The following is an 18,965-nucleotide window of genomic DNA, read 5'->3' on the forward strand; positions in this document are numbered from 1 at the left end:
GGTGCCGTCGAATCCAAGGCGGAGGAGGGAGTCGACGCGGAGCGTCGGCGACTGACGACAACGCCGGAAGCGGCGGTGCCGGACGCCGCAACGCCGCGGGGAACTCCAGACAGGACCCCTAGGGGGAGTCGGCGGTGAAACGGTCCCGCAGGGTGGCGTACTCGCCATCGGTCAGCAGGCCGGCCGAGTAGAGCTCGCTCAGGTGCCGGAGCCGCTCGTCGCCGGAGCGGCCCCGTGCGGCGCCGACCGGGGTGCGGCTGCGCGTGGCGGCGAGGACGGCCGCGGCGAACGGCAGCGACTCGTGGACCGCCCCGTAGCCGACGCTGAAGACGGCCGTCGCGAGGTCGTGGTCCGGGCGGGGGTCGGCCGGGGTCTGCCGGGGATCCCGCAGCAGCAGCCGCAGGTGACCGCCGGTGCCGCCGGGGGAGCGCCACTCGACGCCGCTGAGCTCGGCCAGCGGGTACCGCTGGTCGCCCGCCTTCCATTTCGTGCCGGTGGCACCGGTGCGGGACCACTGGAAGCCGACCGACGAGCCGTCGAAGCCCACCCGCGCGTCGTACGCCTTCAGCTGGAGGGGCGGCTGCGGTACGTCGACCAGGAAGCGCGGGGCCGGCTCGGCGGCGTCGGGCCCGAGCCGGGAGCGCAGGGCGGCGGCGAACGCGGCCGCCGACGTGGCCCGTTCGCCCGGCAGCACCATCCGGTAGGGGTCGCAGGCGTCCTTCAGCTGCCCGGCGGCGGCCTCCATCAGCGGATCGGCGCCCGGGCGCGGGACGGCGCGCAGGACCACCGTGTCCCGCCTTCCGGCGGTCACGGTCACAGCGGACACCGCTTCCAGGGGGATCCGGCGCGAACCCAGCGCTTGCCACAGTCTTGGCGTTCGCATCCCCCGAGCGAAGCGGATGAGCACCGAGTCCGAGTCGAACTCCCAGACGGCATGATTTCCGGCCAGTACGTCACCCATGCGCCACATGGTAAAGGGCGTCACCCCCGCGCGTCCCCCTCGGTGAGGGAGCCGTTTTCCGCGCCTCTACGCGCGTCAGTCCCGCTCTGTCCCGGAAATTCCGCGCCGGCAGGCATCGTCGCCGGTCGCGCACACAACGGAAGCGAACGCGCCGGTTCCGATCTTGGCGAAGTTGGCCACCGAGTCGGTGCCTGGCGCGAAATAGCCGGTGTGGCTCCTGGCCCTGGCCGAGGACAGCAGCCGCGCCCCGAAGTCCGGGGACACCGGATCGGCGCCGTGCCCCAGCCCGCCGACCTCCAGGTGCGGCACGTCCGCGATCCAGTCGCCCTCGTCGCGCGTCGCCCAGACCCGCGCCGAGGTGCGCAGCCCCGCGACGTTCTCCGCCCGCATGCCGGGGCTGCCCGCCACCACCACGTCCGTCACCCGGTTCGGCAGCTCGCGCGCGGCCACCCCGCACACCACCGACCCGTAGCTGTGGCAGAACAGCGCCACGCTCGAATTCCCGGGCAGGGAAACCGTCAGCGCCTTGAGCCGGACTGCGCCGTCGAAGGCCATCCGGCCCGTGGCGGCGTCCATGCCGACCCCGGTGGGGGCGGTGTAGCCGGCCCAGGCGATGACCGCCGTCCGGCTGTTCGGCGCGGCCGCCCGCTCGGCCCCGTACAGCGCCTCGGCCATGCCGACCGGGGAGGTCAGCCGGCGCTGGGTGCGCTCGAAGGTGAGGAGGTCGGTGTCCACACCGGGAACGATCACCGAGACCCGCTCGGCGCCGGCGAGGTCGCCGAAGACCTCGGCCACGCGGCCGCCGCCGGTGGGGTCGAACGCGAGGATCTGCCGCCCCGGTTCGGCCAGCGAGGCGAAGCGGTGGGCACGCCGGGTGGCCTCGGCCCGGTCGGCCGGCGTCAGCGCGACGTCATGGCTGCGGGCCTCCTCGACCAGGCGGGCCTTCTCCAGGCCGTGTTGGTTGGCGCGGTAGCGGGTGGCGATCGGCGCCCCGTCGAGATTGCCCACGACGAGCGGGTAGCCGTCGGCGAGCCGGGCCCGCTGCGCGCCGTCGAGGCCGGCGAAGAAACGGGCCACCGTCCGTACGGGGGCGTCCGCCGGCGGCACCGGACGGCCGTCCCACCGGGCCTTGGACCAGGCGTCGAGGGCCGCGGCCCGCAGCGGGGTGCCGACCTCGGGCCGGTGCACGGTCGTCCAGCCGGTGGTCGCCAGCATGAGGAAGACGACCGCCAGAGCGAGCAACGCGCGCAGGGCGGCCGGGCGCGGGTCGGCGCCTGGAACGGTGGTGTGGGCGAGGCCGGGCAGATTCACTGGGACCAGCCTAGGAGACCGATTCCGGGCATGGCGCGCCGGGTGACGGGGTTCACGCCCGACCGTGGGACCCCGGGCGGGGCGAACGGGCGGCCTCCCAGGCCTGGGTGAAAGATCCGGAATGCGGCGTTTCGGGAGGGGCTCAGTGCCAGCGCCCCGCCAGAGCTGGGCCGATGCCGTCGAGGTACATGTCCGTCAGCCGGCGGATCGCGTCCACGCTGGTGTCGTCGCCCCGCCCCCAGAGCCGCCCCGTGACCCTCATCACGCCGAAGAACGCGGCGACCGCCACCCGGGGCCGCGGGTCGGTGTCCACGTCCAGGCCCTCGCGGGCGGCGATCAGCCGGGAGATCCGCTCCTCCAGGCACGTGGAACGCCGCAGGTGCACGGCGAGCAGGGCCGGCGTGGACTCGATCAGCCGGTAGCTGCGCATGTAGAGGTCGACCGGGACCACCTCGCGGAGGGCGTCGTCGACCGTGTCCCATGCGGCGAGCACGGCGCCCCGCAGGGCCTCCAGGGGCCCCTCGGTCGGCGGCCGCGCGTGCAGCTGGGCGACGAAGTGCGACTCCACCAGGTCCTGGACGGCGAAGACGACCTCTTCCTTGTTGGCGAAGTAGCGGAAGAAGGTGCGCTGGGACACGGCCACGGCCGCGGTGATCTCGTCGACGGTGGTGCGCTCGTACCCCTGGGAGACGAAGAGCACGAGCGAGGCGCGCAGCAGCGCGCTCCGCGTGCGCCGCTTCCTGCGTTCACGCAGTCCGTCCACCGGCGCGGCCGGAGCCGTCCGCTCCTCGATCGTCACCGCAGGGCTCCTTCCTGACGGCGGGTGGGCGGACAGATTACCCGTGACCGACGGTGCCGCGGCCGAGTCGTTGAGCCGTTTGCGAGAAGCCGGCAGGCCGCGGCCGCCCACACGAACGGCGGGTCGCGGATGACACGTTCGGGTCGGTCGCCGGCAGTGCCCGCAGCTCCACGCGGCGGGCGCGGGCCCGCCTCGACCGCTCCCGGACGGGTCAACTCCGTACGGCCGACAGGCGCTCCGGACGGTTCCACCGGGGCTGTCGCCTATCAGGGTGGACCCGCGCCAGGCCCCTTCCGCCCCACCGTCACCGCAGGTCAGCGTGGTGTCAGCGGAGCACCGGAAGCGGTCCGGGCGCCCGCCGTCCACAAGGAGTTGACCCGTCATGCGTACGTGTGGAACCACGCGTGTCACCACCACCCTCGCCGCGACCGCCCTGGCCCTCAGCGCCCTCATCCCGAGTACCGCCGGCACGGCGCACGCCGCGGGCCCGCCGGGCCTCGGGGCCTGCGCGAGCGGCCAGCTGTGCCTGTGGGCGAAACCCGACTTCAAGGGCACCCGGCAGACCCACGAGCTGAGCACCTTGGACATCAACAGCTGCACCGCCCTGCCGGCCGGCACCAGCGCCCAGTCGCTCGTCAACCGCACCGGGCGCCCGGTCACCACGTACCAGTCCGCTGAGTGCGCGGAGACCGGCGAGTTCCAGACCTATCCGGGCGACGGGGTCTGGCTGCCCCAGTCCCCCTACCAGGTACGGGCCTTCAAGGTGTGGGAGAGGTAGCCCCACGCTGGGCGGCGAGGTCGCCCGGACCGGCTGCGGCGGGCAGGGCGGTGGCTGCCGGGGCCGCGGCCGGCTCCGCCGCGCCGCCCAGCCGACTGACCTCCCCGCGCAGCGCCCGCACCTCCGCCTGGAGCTCCCGGATCAGGGCGAGCTGGAGCCGCTCGGCCTGGTCGTCGCGTTCGAACCGGGAGATGAACCACGCGGCGATGTTGGCGGTCACCACACCGAGCAGCGCGATTCCGGACAGCATCAGCCCGACCGCCAGGAAGCGGCCGAGGCCGGTGGTGGGCGAGTGGTCGCCGTAGCCGACCGTCGTCATCGTGGTGAAGGACCACCACACGGCGTCGCCCAGGTTCTTGATGTTCCCCTCGGGGGCGTCCCGCTCCACGCTCAGCACGGCCAGCGAGCCGAACATCAGCAGCCCGACGACGGCCCCGGCCACGTACGTCGTCAGCTGGATCTGCGGGGCCATCCGGGCCCGCCGGCCCACCAGCACCAAGGTGGCCACGAGCCGCAGCAGCCGCAGCGGCTGCACCAGCGGCAGCACCACGGCGGCCAGGTCCAGCCAGTGGGTCCGCACGAACCGCCGCCGGTCCGCCGAGAGGGCCAGCCGCACCAGGTAGTCGACGGCGAAGGCCCCCCACACCGCCCACTCCACATAGGTGCAGGCGCTGTGCACCCGCGCGCTCGCGTCCGGAGCGACGATGGGCACGGCGTACGCCACGGCGAAGGCCACGGCGAGGACGAGGAGCGGGGTCTGGGTCCGCCGCTCCCACAGCAGCCGGCGGGATGGTTCTTTCATGCGCAGCATCGTAAGCAACGTATAAACGGGGCGCGGGCCCGGCCGAAGCCGGGACCCGCGCCCAGGACCGCTGACGCGGCGTCCACCCGGCCGCAGCGGGCGGGCGGGTGAAGCCCCGCCTCGACCGGCCCGCGCCCGCCCTCGTCCGTACGGCCCCCGCAGGGATCAGGCGTCGCCGCCGGCCGCGCCCGGGTCCGCCGCCGCCACGTCCAGCAGCCGGTACTTGTCGACGGCCTGCTTCAGCGCCGAGCGGTCCACCTTCCCGGCCTTGGCCAGCTCGGTCAGCGTCGCCAGCACCACCGACTGGGCGTCGATGTGGAAGAACCGCCGGGCCGCACCGCGCGTGTCGGCGAAGCCGAAGCCGTCCGCGCCCAGCGAGGTGTACGCGCCGGGCACCCACCGCGAGATCTGGTCCGGAACGGAGCGCATCCAGTCCGAGACCGCCACGAACGGCCCCTCCGCACCCGACAGCTTCCGCGTCACGTACGGGACCTGCTGCTCCTCCTCCGGGTGGAGCAGGTTGTGCTCCTCCACCTCGACGGCCTCCCGCCGCAGTTCGTTCCAGGAGGTCGCCGACCACACGTCCGCCCTGACGTTCCACTCCTCGGCGAGGATCCGCTGCGCCTCCAGCGCCCACGGCACGGCCACGCCGGACGCCATCAGCTGGGCCGGGATGGTGCCCGAGGTGCCCTGGGAGACCCGGTGGATGCCCTTGAGGATGCCGTCCACGTCGACGTCCGCCGGCTCCGCGGGGTGCTGGATCGGCTCGTTGTAGACGGTCAGGTAGTAGAAGACGTCCTCCGCCTCCGGGCCGTACATCCGGCGCAGACCGTCCTGCACGATGTGCGCGATCTCGTACCCGTAGGCCGGGTCGTAGGCCACGCAGCCCGGGTTGGTCGAGGCCAGCAGCTGGGAGTGACCGTCCGCGTGCTGCAGGCCCTCACCCGTCAGGGTGGTCCGTCCAGCGGTCGCACCCAGGACGAAACCGCGCGCCAGCTGGTCGGCCATCTGCCAGAACTGGTCACCGGTGCGCTGGAAACCGAACATCGAGTAGAAGACGTAGACCGGGATCAGCGGCTCGCCGTGCGTCGCGTACGCCGAGCCCGCGGCGATCAGCGAAGCCGTGCAGCCCGCCTCGGAGATGCCGTCGTGCAGCATCTGGCCGGTCGGGGACTCCTTGTACGCGAGCAGCAGGTCGCGGTCGACCGCCTCGTACTGCTGGCCCAGCGGGTTGTAGATCTTGGCGCTCGGGAAGAAGGCGTCCATACCGAAGGTGCGGTACTCGTCGGGCGCGATCAGCACGAAGCGCTTGCCGATCTCCTTGTCCCGCATCAGGTCCTTCAGGATGCGGACGAAGGCCATCGTGGTGGCGATCGACTGCTGGCCCGAGCCCTTCTTCGCGGCCGCGTAGGTCTTCTCGTCCGGCAGCTGCAGCGGCTTGGCGCGCACCACACGGGTCGGCACGTAGCCGCCGTGCGCACTGCGCTGGTCGTGCATGTACTGGATCTCGGGCGAATTGCGGCCCGGGTGGTAGTACGGCGGCGCGCCGCTCTCCAGCTGCGCGTCCGTGATCGGGATGTGCAGGCGGTCACGGAAGCGCTTGAGGTCGTCGACCGTCAGCTTCTTCATCTGGTGCGTGGCGTTGCGGCCCTCGAAGTTCGGGCCGAGCGTCCAGCCCTTCACCGTCTGCGCCAGGATCACCGTCGGCTGGCCCTTGTGCGCCTTGGCCGCCGCGTACGCCGCGTACACCTTCTTGTGGTCGTGACCGCCGCGGCCCAGGTGCTGGATCTGGTAGTCGGTCATGTTCTCGACCATCGCGCGCAGCCGCTGGTCACCGCCGAAGAAGTGCTCACGGATGTACGCGCCCGACTCGGTGGCGTACGTCTGGAACTGCCCGTCCGGGGTGGAGTTCATCTTGTTGACCAGGATGCCGTCGCGGTCCTGCGCCAGCAGCGGGTCCCAGGAGCGGTCCCAGATCAGCTTGATCACGTTCCAGCCGGCGCCCCTGAACTGCGACTCCAACTCCTGGATGATCTTGCCGTTGCCGCGCACCGGGCCGTCGAGGCGCTGCAGGTTGCAGTTCACCACGAAGGTCAGGTTGTCCAGGCCCTCGCGGGCGGCGATCGACAGCTGCCCGAGCGACTCCGGCTCGTCCATCTCGCCGTCGCCGAGGTACGCCCAAACGTGGGACCTGGAGGTGTCCGCGATCCCGCGCGCCTCCATGTACCGGTTCATCCGCGCCTGGTAGATCGCCCCCAGCGGGCCGAGGCCCATGGAGACGGTCGGGAACTCCCAGAAGTCCGGCATCAGCCGCGGGTGCGGGTAGCTGGACAGGCCGTACGGCGCCTTCGACTTCTCCTGGCGGAACGCGTCGAGCTGCTGCTCGGTGAGCCGGTCCAGGAGGTAGGCGCGGGCGTAGATACCGGGGGAGGCGTGGCCCTGGAAGAAGATCTGGTCGCCGCCGTCGCCCTCGTCCTTGCCTCGGAAGAAGTGGTTGAAGCCCACGTCGTAGAGGGAGGCGGAAGAGGCGAACGTGGCGATGTGGCCGCCGACGCCGATCCCGGGACGCTGGGCGCGCGAGACCATGACGGCCGCGTTCCACCGGGTGGCGTTGAGGACCTTGCGCTCGATCTCCTCGTTGCCGGGGAAGAAGGGCTCGTCCTTCGTCGCGATCGTGTTGACGTAGTCCGTGCTGCGCATCTCGGGCACGGCCACGCGCTTCTCGCGGGCCCGCTCGATCAGGCGCAGCATGAGGTAGCGGGCCCGTTCACGGCCCCGCTCGTCGACCGCTGCGTCCAGGGAGTCGAGCCACTCCTGCGTCTCCTCCGGATCGAAGTCCGGGACCTGACTCGGCAGGCCGCCAATGATGATCGGATTGCGATCGGATGCGGAAGCCACGCTGTTCCTTCGCTGTCGGGGGGAGTCGTGCTGAAGCTGTAACTGGGGGGTGCCGCCTCCCATGGTCGTACGCTCGGCCGTAATCGTCATCCGTACCACTGGGTAACCCCTGCGATCTGCGGGGGGACCCGGCAGGTGCGGGCTGGTCCGGTTCCGCGGTGCGGGGTGGCGGGTGCGACCAAATCGCAACCTTACGCCCAAGCCGGTCAGCGTCCCCGGGAGGCCGTTCGTCCCTCAAACAGGTAGGAAAGTCCTCATGCGATGCGAATGAGCTGGAATGGTGTGGGATGAATCACCAGAGGTGCACACGGGCACCCTGAAAGTTGCGGCGAGACGGCCGCAATCGTCACCGTTTCGACGGTCTCGGCGGCCGGGTACTTGCGCGATCCGCCGCGCCCGTGTGGACTACGCCCAATGCTGCGCGTACGCGCGCCGCCGAAGAACATTCACCGAACATGAGCAGGAGGCACCCCGTGAGCGCGACCGCGGACCACGCGGAGAGCCTGGCCGCCCGGCTGGGTTTCCAGTCCGAACAGGTGGTCCAGGAGATCGGCTACGACGACGACGTCGATCAGGAATTCCGTGACCTCGTCGAGGAGCTGGTCGGCGAACTCGTCGACGAGGACTACGACGACGTCGCCGACGCGGTGCTGCTGTGGTTCCGCGAGGACGACGGCGATCTGACGGACGCGCTGGTCGATGCCACCGAGCTGGTCGAGGACGGCGCACTGATCCTGCTGCTGACCCCCAAGACGGGCCGTGACGGCTACGTCGAGGCCAGCGACATCAGCGAGGCGGCCGAGACGGCCGGTCTCTCGCAGACCAGGAGCGTCAGCGTCGGCAAGGAATGGGCCGCCACCAAGCTGGTGACCCCCAAGACCGCCGTCAAGTCCAAGCGCTGAGCCGCGCCCGCCGCCGAGCGGACAACGCTTCCACACCCCGCTGACCAGGAAAACCCCGGTCGGCGGGGTGTGCGCGTTCCACACCCCGGGCACGCCGGGACGGACCGGGGGCAGGACACCCCATAGGCTTTGACTCACCCGAACAGCCCAACGCGGGGATGCGGGAACGAAGGGATGCGAGAGATGGCGATCGAGGTCGGCCACAAGGCCCCGGACTTCGAACTCAAGGACAACCACGGCGCCACCGTGCGGCTCTCCGACTTCCGGGGGGAGAAGGCCGTGGTGCTGCTCTTCTACCCGTTCGCCTTCACCGGTGTGTGCACCGGTGAACTGTGCGAGCTGCGCGACCAGCTCCCGCGCTTCCAGAACGACGACGTCCAGCTCCTCGCCGTCTCCAACGACTCCGTGCCGACCCTGCGGGTCTTCGGGGAGCAGGAGGGCCTGGAGTACCCGCTGCTGTCGGACTTCTGGCCGCACGGCGAGACCTCCCGTGCGTACGGCGTCTTCGACGAGGACAAGGGCTGCGCGGTCCGCGGCACCTTCATCATCGACAAGGACGGCGTGGTGCGCTGGACTGTCGTCAACGGACTGCCCGACGCGCGTGACCTGAACGAGTACATCAAGGCGCTCGACAGCCTCTGAGTGCGTCTGCGCGGGCCGTTGCGCGCAGTTCCCTGCGAAAACCGCTTACAGGCGGGAACCCGTCACTAGGATCAAAACGTTGATCCGGTAGCAACCGCACGACGGGGCACCGCCCCACACAGAACCCAATGGAGGACCCGTGGGAGTCAGCCTCAGCAAGGGCGGCAACGTCTCGCTGACCAAGGCCGCGCCTAACCTGACGGCGGTCATCGTCGGTCTGGGCTGGGACGCTCGCACCACCACCGGTGTCGACTTCGACCTCGACGCCAGCGCGATCCTGACCAACGACCAGGGCAAGGTCGCCAGCGACGCGAACTTCGTCTTCTTCAACAACCTGAAGAGCCCCGACGGCTCGGTGGAGCACACCGGTGACAACACCACCGGTGAGGGCGAGGGCGACGACGAGGCGATCAAGGTCAACCTCGCCGGCGTGCCGGCCGATGTCGCCAAGATCGTCTTTCCGGTCTCGATCTACGAGGCCGAGACCCGCCAGCAGAGCTTCGGCCAGGTCCGCAACGCCTACATCCGCGTGGTGAACCAGGCCGACAACACCGAGCTCGCCCGCTACGACCTCTCCGAGGACGCGTCCACCGAGACCGCCATGGTCTTCGGCGAGCTCTACCGCAACGGTGCGGAGTGGAAGTTCCGCGCCATCGGCCAGGGCTATGCCTCGGGCCTGCGCGGCATCGCGCAGGACTTCGGCGTCAACGTCTGAGCCTGAGAGCAGCATCCGTCCGGCGCCGTGCACTGTGTGTACGGCGCCGGACCTGCTTCGCCCGCACGGCACTCCACTGCTTGACCGCTCCACCGCTTCACCGCTTCACCGTTCCGCTGTTCGACCGTCGCATCGCCACACCGTCGTCCGGGGAGGACCACAACATGGGCGTCACACTCGCCAAGGGGGGCAATGTCTCCCTGTCCAAGGCCGCACCGAACCTCACCAGGGTTCTGATCGGTCTCGGATGGGACGCGCGCTCGACCACGGGAGCCGACTTCGACCTCGATGCCAGCGCGCTGCTCTGCAACGGCGGCCGGGTGCTGGGGGACGAGTACTTCGTCTTCTACAACAACCTGACGAGCCCCGACGGCTCCGTCGAACACACGGGGGACAACCTCACCGGCGAGGGCGACGGCGACGACGAGTCGATCATCATCGACCTCTCCCGGGTGCCGGCGAACGTGGACAAGATCGTCTTTCCGGTCTCCATCCATGAGGCGGACTCCCGCCGGCAGAGCTTCGGCCAGGTCAGCAATGCTTTCATCCGTGTCGTCAACCAGGCCGACGGCCAGGAACTGGCCCGCTACGACCTCTCCGAGGACGCCTCCAGCGAGACCGCGATGATCTTCGGCGAGGTCTACCGGTACGGGGGCGAATGGAAGTTCCGGGCGGTGGGGCAGGGGTACGCGTCGGGGCTCCGGGGCATCGCTCTAGACTTCGGGGTCAACGTTTCGTAAAGCCGTATACAGACGCATGGGGTGCCAGGTGCCAGTGGTTCTGAAAACCTTCGGCTGGTCGTTCGCCATCACGGCGCTCGGCCTTGCCTTTGCCGCGTGGCAGTGGGGGTGGGAGGCGTTCGGGGTCGTGCTGATCCTGTCGATCCTCGAAATCTCGCTGTCCTTCGACAACGCGGTCGTCAATGCCGGAATCCTGAAGAAGATGAATGCCTTCTGGCAGAAGATCTTCCTCACGATCGGCATCCTGATCGCCGTCTTCGGAATGCGGCTGGTCTTCCCGGTGGCGATCGTCGCCATCAGTGCGAAGGTCGGCCCCATCGAGGCCATCCAACTGGCCCTGGACCAGCCCGAGCAGTACGAGGCCCTGGTCACGGACGCCCACCCGGCCATCGCCGCCTTCGGCGGAATGTTCCTGCTGATGATCTTCCTCGACTTCATCTTCGAGGAGCGCGACCACAAGTGGCTCGCGTGGCTGGAGCGTCCGCTCGCCAAGCTCGGCAAGGTCGACATGCTGTCGGTCTGCGTCGCCCTGATCGCGCTGCTGGTCTCGGCGATGACCTTCGCCGTCAACGCCCACACCAGCACCGGCCACCAGGACAAGTCCGCCACCGTGCTGCTCGCCGGCGTCGCCGGCCTGATCACCTACCTCATCGTCGGCGGCCTGTCCTCGTACTTCGAGGACAAGCTGGAGGAGGAAGAGGAGCGCGAGCACGAGGAGGAGGAGAAGGCCAAGGCCGCGGGCAAGCCCGTCTCCGCCGTAGGCCTCGCCGGCAAGGCCGCGTTCTTCCTCTTCCTCTACCTGGAAGTCCTCGACGCCTCCTTCTCCTTCGACGGGGTCATCGGCGCCTTCGCCATCACCAACCACATCTTCTGGATGGCTCTCGGCCTCGGTATCGGAGCGATGTACGTCCGTTCGCTCACGGTCTACCTGGTCCGCCAGGGCACCCTGGACGACTACGTCTACCTGGAGCACGGCGCGCACTACGCGATCGGCGCGCTCGCCGTCATCCTGCTGGTCACCATCCAGCACGAGATCAGCGAGATCATCACCGGCCTCATCGGCGTGGTGCTGATCGCCGCCTCCTTCTGGTCCTCGGTGCGCCGCAACAAGCGCATGGAACTGGAGGGTTCCACCGCCGAGGCATGACCGCGGCGTTAATGCGGAACGCTCCCATGCGGGGCGGTCCACCGGGTTCACGGACCCGGCGGGCCGCCCCGTTTCCGTAGGATTCGCGGGGACCAGGGGATCAGGGGAACAGGGATCAGGGGGGTAGGGGATGGGCTTCTTCGACGGCATCCTGGGCAGCCGGGCCGCGCAGTTCCAGTCGGGCAGCGCCTCGTCGAACGCGATCGAGCTGACCAAACGGCATGCGACGGTGTCGCTCACCAGGCAGGGCGCCGTCCACGGCAACCTGCGCGTCAATCTGTCCTGGCGCATGCGCACCTCGGACATCGGCGGCCGCTCCGGCCAGAGCGGCCAGCTCTTCCGTCACCCGTTCAAGCTGTTCAAGCCGGAGATGGTGCAGGCGCACACCCAGGGCGTGGTCAATGTGGACCTCGACATGGGCTGCCTGTACGAGCTGACCGACGGCACGCGCGGGGTCGTCCAGCCGCTGGGCAACCTGCTGGGCGACCTCAACGACCCGCCGTTCGTCAAGCTCAGCGGGGACGACCGGTTCGGATCGGGGTCGGGGGAGACCCTCTACATCAATCTCGACCACGTCGACGAGATCAAGCGGCTGCTGGTCTTCGTCTACATCTACGACCAGACCCCGGCCTTCGACCGGACGCACGCCATGGTGACCCTCTACCCCGTGACGGGCCCGCGGATCGAGATCCCGCTGGACGAGCGCCACCCGCAGGCCCGCTCCTGCGCCGTCGTCTCCCTGGAGAAGGCCAAGGGCGAGTTCGTCGTGAAGCGCGAGGTGAAGTTCGTGTACGGGTTCCAGTCGGAGCTGGACCGGCTGTACGGCTGGGGGCTCCAGTGGGGGCGGGGCTACAAGAGCACCAAGAGGTGACCGCAGTAGCCCCGGAACGCTCCCGCCCCGCTGTCCCCGCCCGCCCCGCTGTCCCCGCCTGCGCCGACGCCCCTGCCCGCGCCCGCGCCTCAGCGCCGGATGAACTGCGGGCCCTGCGCCGGCAGCCGGAAGGACGGGTCCCCGCCCGCACCGGGCACCGGGGCCGGGGACACCGGCTGCGGGTAGCCGTAGGCGGGCTGGGCGGCCGGCGGAGCCTGCGTCGGCGGTGCCATCGCGGTCGTCTGCTCCGAGGCCGGCCCCGCCGAGGAGGCCGCAGGGCCGGAGGCCCCGCCCTCGCCCCCGCCCGCGCCCGCTCCCGTGTCGGGCTCGGCGGCGTTCTCGTCGACCGAGATCCCGTGGTCGGTCGCCAGGCCCACCAGGCCGTCGGAGTAGCCCTCGCCGAGCGCCCGGAACTTCCACCCGTCACCCCGGCGGTACAGCTCGCCGCAGATCAGAGCCGTCTCCGCACCGGTCTCGGGCCGTACGTCGAAGTAGGCCAGCGGCTCGGCGCCACCGGTCGCGGTGGCGTCGTACAGGAGGATCCGCAGGTCCCGGACCCGCTGGAAGGGGACGTCCTCGGCGGAGGCGACCACCAGGATCCGGTCCACGGACGGGGTCACCGTCCGCAGGTCAGCCTGGACGGCGTCGGTGATCGCGTCGCCGACCTGCTTCTTGCCAAGGCGCCACACGGCCCCCGAGGGGTGCCGGGGCTGGTTGTAGAAGACGAAGTCCTCGTCGGAACGCACCCGGCCGTCCGGGCCCACCAGCAGCGCCGAGGCGTCCACGTCCGGCACCTCCGGGCCGCCGGTCCAGCGCAGCACCGCCCGGACCGCCACGGGGGCCACCGGGATGTTCGAGCCCTTCTGCATCGCGTGCGTCATGCACGTCATCCTGCCCTCCCGGGGTGGAGCGGGACAATGCGGCCCCCCGTAGGGCCTTGTACCGATCACGGCAGCTGGGCATCGTGCAAGAGGGTTACCGGAACTTCATGTGCTCGACGAGCTCATCACTCACGTTCGTACGTACTATTACCGGCCATGCCAAATTGGGCCGCCGAGGCAGTACGGGGGAAGCACATGCGTCACTTCGGGCACGTATCGCCCACGGTCCGTAAGGACCTCTTCCACCAGGAACCGGCGGAATTCACCGGGGCCTCGCCCTCCCACGTCCTCGCGGCGGCCCTCGGGGCCACCCTCTACAGCCCGGCCACCCGCCCCGCGCTGGCCGCGGACATCCGCAAGCAGGCCGACCGCGGAGTCGTCTCCATGGTCCTCTGCCTGGAGGATTCCATCAGCGACTCCGACGTCACCGGAGCCGAGGAGAACCTCGTCCGCCAGTTCGCCGATCTCGACGGCGACAGCGCCGGCGGCGTGGAGGACGGTTCGGAGCTCCCCCTGCTCTTCATCCGCGTCCGCACGCCCGAGCAGATACCCGACCTGGCGCGCCGCCTCGGCCGCTCGGTACGGCACCTGGCCGGATTCGTACTGCCGAAGTTCGACGAGCGGCGTGGCGTCCCCTTCCTCGAAGCCCTAGCCGACGCGGAGGCCGCGAGCGGACGCACCCGGCTGTATGCCATGCCCGTCCTGGAGACCCCGGAGCTCCTCCACCTCGAAACCCGCGTCGAAGCCCTCGCCGGCATCTCCCGCACGGTCAACAGCCACCGCGAGCGGGTCCTGGCGCTGCGCCTGGGCGTGACCGACTTCTGCTCCGCCTACGGCCTGCGCCGCACCCCCGACATGACCGCCTACGACGTGCAGATCGTCGCCGGCGTCATCGCGGACGTCGTCAACGTCCTCAGCAGGGCCGACGGCACCGGTTTCACCGTGACCGGCCCCGTCTGGGAGTACTTCCGCAGCCAGCAGCGCCTCTTCAAGCCCCAGCTGCGCCGCAGCCCCTTCCTGGAGGAGGGCGTCGAGGATCTGCGCACCGCGCTGATAGAGCACGACCTGGACGGACTGCTGCGCGAGATCGAGCTCGACCGGGCCAACGGGCTGCTCGGCAAGACCTGCATCCACCCCGCCCACGTCACGCCCGTGCACGCCCTGTCGGTCGTCTCCCACGAGGAGTTCTGCGACGCACAGGACATCCTGCGGCCTGAGCGCGGCGGCGGCGGAGTGATGCGTTCCGCCTACACGAACAAGATGAACGAGGTAAAGCCCCACCGGGCCTGGGCCGAGCGCACCATGCTGCGCGCCGAGGTCTTCGGTGTGGCGAAGGAGCAGGTCGGCTTCGTCGACCTGCTCGCGGCCGGACTCCAGGTGTGAGCGGGCCTGTGCCGAAGCAGACGACGAGGAAGGGCAAGACGATCGACGAGGTGTGGTCGGGTACGTGGGTCGCGGACCGGCTGGGCGTCAGCCTGCACGACTCCGAAGGGGGTCCGCGGCCGGGTCCGAGGCTCAGCCCGCGGCTGACCGAGCTGCTCGGACTGGCCCTGCGGCGCAACCCCAAGCGCGCGCACCTGCTGGTCTCGCATGTGCTGGGCAAGCACGTCCCGCAGTCCCCGCGCACCGTGTACGAGGCCGGCTACGGGCTCGGGACCCGCGTACGGGCGCTGCTCGGCGAGGAAAGCGCGGCCGCGGCCGTGGTCCTCGGCTACGCCGAGACCGCCACCGGACTCGGCCACTGCGTCGCCGACGGCCTGGGCACCGCCCCCTACCTGCACTCCACCCGCCGGCCCGTGCCGGGGGTGGCGACGGCCGGAGGCTTCGAGGAAGCGCACTCGCACGCCACCTCCCACCTGCTGCTGCCCGAGGACCCCGAGCTGCTCGCGGGCGACGGGCCGCTGGTCCTCGTCGACGACGAGTTCTCCACCGGCAACACGGTCCTGAACACCATCCGCGACCTGCACGACCGCCACCCCCGCCCGCACTACGTGGTCGTCGCCCTCGTCGACATGCGCTCCCCGGCCGACCGCGACCGGCTGACGGCCTTCGCCGCCGAGCTGGGCGCGCGGGTGGACCTGATCGCCCTCGCCTCGGGCACGGTCTCCCTCCCGGACGGAGTCCTGGCCAAAGGACAGGCCCTGGTGGAGGCGTACGAGTCGGCCGCCGCCGGCACTGCGCAGACCTCCGCCGGCACAGCGGGGATCGCCGCCGTGGTGCAAGAGCAGGAGCAGGAGCAGGAGCAGGCGCCGGTCGACCGGGTTGACCTGCACTGGCCGCACCGGCTCCCCGACGGCGGCCGCCACGGCTTCACCCCCGCGCACCGGCAGCGCCTGGACGCCGCCCTGCCGGACCTCGCCGCGCAGCTCACGGCCGCGCTCGGCCCCGAGCCCGGACGCGTCCTCGTCCTGGGCAACGAGGAGCTGATGTACGCGCCGCTGCGCCTCGCGAAGGCGCTGGAGGAGGTTGGCGCGGCCCGCGAGGTCCGCTTCTCCACCACCACCCGCTCCCCGGTGCTCGCCGTGGACGACCCCGGATACGCCATCCGCACCCGGCTCGTCTTCCCCGCCCACGACACCCCCGCCGACGGCCCTGGCGACCGCTACGCCTACAACGTCGCCCGCCCGTCGGACGGCGCCGGCTTCGACACCGTCGTCGCCGTCGTGGACTCGGCCGGCGACACCCCCGAGCTGCACACGGGCCTCCTCGCCGCGCTCGCCCCGCACACCGGCCGCCTCGTCCTGGCCGTCGTACCGTCCTACATACCGCCCATGGCGTCCCTGGCTTCCCTGGCGTCCCTACCTTCCCGCACGTCCGACCACCGGCAGGAGCCGAACATGACCGAGCCCCTGCGCGGCCCCGCCTTCTCCTCCTACGCCCCCGAGGACGTCGGCTGGCTGCTCCAGGACCTCTCCGGCGTCCAGCTCGAAGCCCCGACCGAGGAGCGCGAGGAGGCCATCCAGGCAGGCGGCGCGCACTACGCCGAGTCCCTGCCCGTCGAGTACCAGCCCTCGCCCCAGTACCAGGAGCTCTACCGCAGCGCGCTGGCCGCCTCGGCCGCCCGCGTGGCCCGCGCCGTCGGCACCGTCACCGAGACCGTCCTCGCCGAGCGCTCCCCCTCCCCGGTCCTGGTCTCCCTGGCCCGCGCCGGCACCCCGGTGGGCGTCCTGATGCGCCGCTGGGCCCGCGCCCGCCACGGCCTGGACCTGCCGCACTACGCCGTCTCCATCGTCCGCGGCCGCGGCATCGACGCCAACGCCCTGCGCTGGCTGGCCGCCCACCACGACCCCGCCGACGTCGTCTTCGTCGACGGCTGGACCGGCAAGGGCGCCATCACCCGCGAGCTGAAGGCCGCCCTCGCGGAGTTCCCGGGCTTCGACCCGGAGATCGTCGTCCTCGCCGACCCCGGCTCGTGCGTACCCACGTACGGCACCCGCGAGGACTTCCTGATCCCCTCCGCCTGTCTCAATTCCACCGTGTCCGGTCTCATCTCGCGTACGGTTCTCAGGTCCGACCTGGTCGGACCCGCCGACTTCCACGGCGCGAAGTTCTACCGCGAGCTCGCCGGAGCCGACGTCTCCGTCGAGTTCGTCGACGCCGTCGCCGCCCACTTCGACGACGTGGCGGACGCCGTCGACGAGGAGGTCAAGGAGCTCCTCGCGGCCGACCGCACGCCGACCTGGGAGGGCTGGGCGGCGGTCGAGCGGATCAGCGAGGAGTACGGCATCCACGACGTGAACCTCGTCAAGCCCGGCGTCGGCGAGACCACTCGCGTACTGCTGCGCAGGGTGCCGTGGAAGATCCTGGCGCAGCGCGGCGCCGGGGCCGACCTGGACCACGTACGGCTGCTCGCCGAGCAGCGCGGGGTCCCGGTGGAGGAGGTCGACGGACTGCCCTACACCTGTGTCGGCCTCATCCACCCCCGATACACGCGCGGCGCCACCGGCGCCGACGGAAAGGCTGTGGCCTCCAAGTGACTGTCCTCGTAGCCAGTGACCTCGACCGTACGCTCATCTACTCGGCGGCCGCCCTCGGTCTGACCATGCCCGACCCGGTTGCCCCGCGGCTGCTGTGCGTCGAGGTCCACGAGAGCAAGCCGCTGTCGTACATGACGGAGACGGCCGCGGCACTGCTGGCGGAGCTCACCGAGGACCCGTCCGTCGTCTTCGTCCCCACCACCACCCGCACGCGCAAGCAGTACCAGCGCATCCGCTTCCCCGGCTGCCCCGCCCGGTACGCGATCTGCGCCAACGGCGGGCAGCTCCTCGTCGACGGCGTGCCGGACCGCGACTGGCGACGGCAGGTCGCGGCGCGCCTGGCCGAGGAGTGCGCCCCGCTGGAGGAGGTCCAGGCGCACCTGCTGGCCACCGCCGACCCGGCGTGGCTGCGCAAGGCACGGCTGGCGGAGGACCTCTTCGCGTACCTCGTCGTCGAACGGTCCCTGGTCCCCGACGAATGGCTCAAGTCCCTGACCGAGTGGGCCGGGGCCCGCGGCTGGACGGTCTCCCTCCAGGGCCGGAAGATCTACGCCGTGCCCCGCCCGCTCACCAAGAGCGCCGCGATGCACGAGGTCGCCCGCCGGACCGGAGTGACCACGACCCTGGCCGCCGGCGACTCGCTCCTCGACGCCGACCTGCTGCTGGCCGCGGACGCCGCCTGGCGCCCGGGCCACGGCGAACTGGCCGACGCGGCCTGGACGGCGCCCTCGGTGACCGCCCTGCCCGAGGCGGGCGTCCTGGCGGGCGAGGAAATCGTGCGCGCATTCGCCCGCGAGGCCGGGCGGCTCGGCAGACTGGACGCATGAGCAAAGGCAACAGTACGAAGATCACGGACGAGCTGTACCGGTACATGCTGGACCACAACCCGCCGCTGGACGACGTCCAGCGGGGGCTGGTGGCGAAGACGTACGCCACGTTCCCCGACGTCGCCGGAATGCAGTCCGCGGAGGAGCAGGGCCCGCTGCTGGCCTTCCTCGTCCGCCTGACCGGCGCCCGCCTCATCGTCGAGGTCGGCACCTTCACCGGCTTCTCGGCCCTGTCGATGGCCCAGGCACTGCCGGCCGACGGCCGCCTCATCGCCTGCGATGTCTCCGAGGAGTGGACGGCGTACGGCAAGGAGGCCTGGGAGGAGGCCGGCGTCGCGGACCGCATCGACCTGCGCATCGCGCCGGCCCTGGAGACGCTGCGCGCGATGCCCGCCGAGCCGCACATCGACATGGCGTATGTGGACGCGGACAAGGAGAGCCAGATCTCCTACTGGGAGGAGCTCGTACCGAGGCTCCGCCCCGGCGGCCTGATCGTCACCGACAACACGCTGTACCACGGCACGGTCCTCGACGAGTCGGCCACCGGCTCGGCGGCGGGCGTGCGCGCCTTCAACGACCACGTCGCGGCGGACCCGCGCATGGACTCCGTCCTGCTGGCGATCTCGGACGGCCTGACGCTCTCGCGCAAGCGCTAGCGGTGGGGCTGGGGCCGGGCTGGGGCTGGGGCCGCGACCTTCGGTGGCCGCGGCCTTT

At 71.0% G+C, this 18,965-nt stretch carries 17 protein-coding genes; 11 read left to right on the plus strand and 6 right to left on the minus strand.

Features of this window, described 5'->3' with window-relative positions; translation table 11 throughout:
• Positions 1–118: 118 nt before the first annotated feature.
• The 3 genes from ACFWFZ_RS32055 to ACFWFZ_RS32065 form a co-directional block, all read right to left on the minus strand.
• Positions 119–961, minus strand: coding sequence for a DUF4429 domain-containing protein (locus ACFWFZ_RS32055; RefSeq protein ID WP_387127120.1), 843 nt, complete (start codon positions 959–961; stop codon positions 119–121).
• A 75-nt stretch (positions 962–1,036) separates the two neighbouring features.
• Positions 1,037–2,176, minus strand: a complete 1,140-nt coding sequence (locus ACFWFZ_RS32060; RefSeq protein WP_387127223.1) for an alpha/beta hydrolase — start codon at positions 2,174–2,176, stop codon at positions 1,037–1,039.
• A gap of 238 nt (positions 2,177–2,414) precedes the next feature.
• Positions 2,415–3,071 (minus strand): TetR family transcriptional regulator, encoded by a 657-nt coding sequence (locus ACFWFZ_RS32065; RefSeq protein ID WP_387127123.1) that lies wholly within the window; start codon positions 3,069–3,071, stop codon positions 2,415–2,417.
• A gap of 382 nt (positions 3,072–3,453) precedes the next feature.
• Here ACFWFZ_RS32065 and ACFWFZ_RS32070 point away from each other — a divergent pair, with 382 nt between their 5' ends.
• A complete protein-coding gene (locus tag ACFWFZ_RS32070; protein WP_387127125.1) occupies positions 3,454–3,849 on the plus strand; it encodes a peptidase inhibitor family I36 protein in 396 nt (131 codons plus the stop codon).
• On the opposite strand, the gene ACFWFZ_RS32075 is transcribed toward ACFWFZ_RS32070, so the two are convergent.
• Both ACFWFZ_RS32075 and aceE read right to left on the minus strand, forming a co-directional pair.
• Entirely contained in the window at positions 3,830–4,651 is an 822-nt protein-coding gene (locus ACFWFZ_RS32075; protein WP_387127128.1) for a potassium channel family protein, read from the minus strand. The two genes, ACFWFZ_RS32070 and ACFWFZ_RS32075, sit on opposite strands and share 20 nt — an antisense overlap.
• 165 nt (positions 4,652–4,816) lie before the next feature.
• On the minus strand, positions 4,817–7,549 hold the full coding sequence (aceE, locus tag ACFWFZ_RS32080) for a pyruvate dehydrogenase (acetyl-transferring), homodimeric type (protein ID WP_387127130.1): 2,733 nt from the start codon (positions 7,547–7,549) through the stop codon (positions 4,817–4,819).
• A gap of 473 nt (positions 7,550–8,022) precedes the next feature.
• Between aceE and ACFWFZ_RS32085 the strand changes: the two genes are divergently transcribed.
• The 6 genes from ACFWFZ_RS32085 (at position 8,023) to ACFWFZ_RS32110 (ending at position 12,566) form a co-directional block, all read left to right on the plus strand.
• A complete protein-coding gene (locus ACFWFZ_RS32085) occupies positions 8,023–8,451 on the plus strand; it encodes a DUF3052 domain-containing protein (RefSeq protein ID WP_387127132.1) in 429 nt (142 codons plus the stop codon).
• A 183-nt stretch (positions 8,452–8,634) separates the two neighbouring features.
• On the plus strand, positions 8,635–9,093 hold the full coding sequence (locus ACFWFZ_RS32090; RefSeq protein WP_030026014.1) for a peroxiredoxin: 459 nt from the start codon (positions 8,635–8,637) through the stop codon (positions 9,091–9,093).
• Positions 9,094–9,232: 139 nt separating this feature from the next.
• The gene (locus ACFWFZ_RS32095; protein WP_030026013.1) at positions 9,233–9,808 is read left to right on the plus strand and encodes a TerD family protein; all 576 of its coding nucleotides are present in this window, start codon (positions 9,233–9,235) and stop codon (positions 9,806–9,808) included.
• Positions 9,809–9,972: 164 nt separating this feature from the next.
• The gene (locus ACFWFZ_RS32100; RefSeq protein WP_387127225.1) at positions 9,973–10,548 is read left to right on the plus strand and encodes a TerD family protein; all 576 of its coding nucleotides are present in this window, start codon (positions 9,973–9,975) and stop codon (positions 10,546–10,548) included.
• 34 nt (positions 10,549–10,582) lie between these two features.
• Positions 10,583–11,695, plus strand: a complete 1,113-nt coding sequence (locus ACFWFZ_RS32105; RefSeq protein ID WP_387127228.1) for a DUF475 domain-containing protein — start codon at positions 10,583–10,585, stop codon at positions 11,693–11,695.
• Between the two features lie 130 nt (positions 11,696–11,825).
• Positions 11,826–12,566 (plus strand): Tellurium resistance, encoded by a 741-nt coding sequence (locus ACFWFZ_RS32110; RefSeq protein WP_387127135.1) that lies wholly within the window; start codon positions 11,826–11,828, stop codon positions 12,564–12,566.
• A gap of 89 nt (positions 12,567–12,655) precedes the next feature.
• Here the strand turns inward: ACFWFZ_RS32110 and ACFWFZ_RS32115 are convergent, their stop codons facing one another.
• A complete protein-coding gene (locus ACFWFZ_RS32115) occupies positions 12,656–13,447 on the minus strand; it encodes a TerD family protein (RefSeq protein WP_387127138.1) in 792 nt (263 codons plus the stop codon).
• Positions 13,448–13,642: 195 nt separating this feature from the next.
• Here ACFWFZ_RS32115 and ACFWFZ_RS32120 point away from each other — a divergent pair, with 195 nt between their 5' ends.
• The 4 genes from ACFWFZ_RS32120 to ACFWFZ_RS32135 are packed head-to-tail and all read left to right on the plus strand — an operon-like array spanning position 13,643 to position 18,907.
• Positions 13,643–14,830 (plus strand): HpcH/HpaI aldolase/citrate lyase family protein, encoded by a 1,188-nt coding sequence (locus ACFWFZ_RS32120; protein ID WP_387127230.1) that lies wholly within the window; start codon positions 13,643–13,645, stop codon positions 14,828–14,830.
• 8 nt (positions 14,831–14,838) lie between these two features.
• Positions 14,839–17,424: a phosphoribosyltransferase gene (locus tag ACFWFZ_RS32125; protein WP_387127140.1), complete on the plus strand. Its 2,586-nt coding sequence runs from the start codon at positions 14,839–14,841 to the stop codon at positions 17,422–17,424.
• Positions 17,421–18,251, plus strand: a complete 831-nt coding sequence (locus ACFWFZ_RS32130; RefSeq protein WP_387127142.1) for an HAD family hydrolase — start codon at positions 17,421–17,423, stop codon at positions 18,249–18,251. Before ACFWFZ_RS32125 ends, ACFWFZ_RS32130 begins: the two co-directional genes overlap by 4 nt.
• Positions 18,248–18,907 (plus strand): O-methyltransferase, encoded by a 660-nt coding sequence (locus tag ACFWFZ_RS32135; RefSeq protein WP_387127144.1) that lies wholly within the window; start codon positions 18,248–18,250, stop codon positions 18,905–18,907. The genes ACFWFZ_RS32130 and ACFWFZ_RS32135 overlap by 4 nt, the downstream gene beginning before the upstream one ends.
• Positions 18,908–18,965: the final 58 nt, after the last annotated feature.

It is taken from the genome of Streptomyces sp. NPDC060232 (assembly GCF_042726555.1).
GTDB lineage: Bacteria > Actinomycetota > Actinomycetes > Streptomycetales > Streptomycetaceae > Streptomyces.

Coding starts and splice junctions, on each gene's coding strand:
- ACFWFZ_RS32055 (WP_387127120.1), bottom strand. CDS start 961: ATGGGTGACGTACTGGCCGGAAATCATGCCGTCTGGGAGTTCGACTCG.
- ACFWFZ_RS32060 (WP_387127223.1), bottom strand. CDS start 2,176: ATGCTGGCGACCACCGGCTGGACGACCGTGCACCGGCCCGAGGTCGGC.
- ACFWFZ_RS32070 (WP_387127125.1), top strand. CDS start 3,454: ATGCGTACGTGTGGAACCACGCGTGTCACCACCACCCTCGCCGCGACC.
- ACFWFZ_RS32075 (WP_387127128.1), bottom strand. CDS start 4,651: ATGAAAGAACCATCCCGCCGGCTGCTGTGGGAGCGGCGGACCCAGACC.
- ACFWFZ_RS32090 (WP_030026014.1), top strand. CDS start 8,635: ATGGCGATCGAGGTCGGCCACAAGGCCCCGGACTTCGAACTCAAGGAC.
- ACFWFZ_RS32100 (WP_387127225.1), top strand. CDS start 9,973: ATGGGCGTCACACTCGCCAAGGGGGGCAATGTCTCCCTGTCCAAGGCC.
- ACFWFZ_RS32110 (WP_387127135.1), top strand. CDS start 11,826: ATGGGCTTCTTCGACGGCATCCTGGGCAGCCGGGCCGCGCAGTTCCAG.
- ACFWFZ_RS32115 (WP_387127138.1), bottom strand. CDS start 13,447: ATGACGCACGCGATGCAGAAGGGCTCGAACATCCCGGTGGCCCCCGTG.
- ACFWFZ_RS32120 (WP_387127230.1), top strand. CDS start 13,643: ATGCGTCACTTCGGGCACGTATCGCCCACGGTCCGTAAGGACCTCTTC.
- ACFWFZ_RS32135 (WP_387127144.1), top strand. CDS start 18,248: ATGAGCAAAGGCAACAGTACGAAGATCACGGACGAGCTGTACCGGTAC.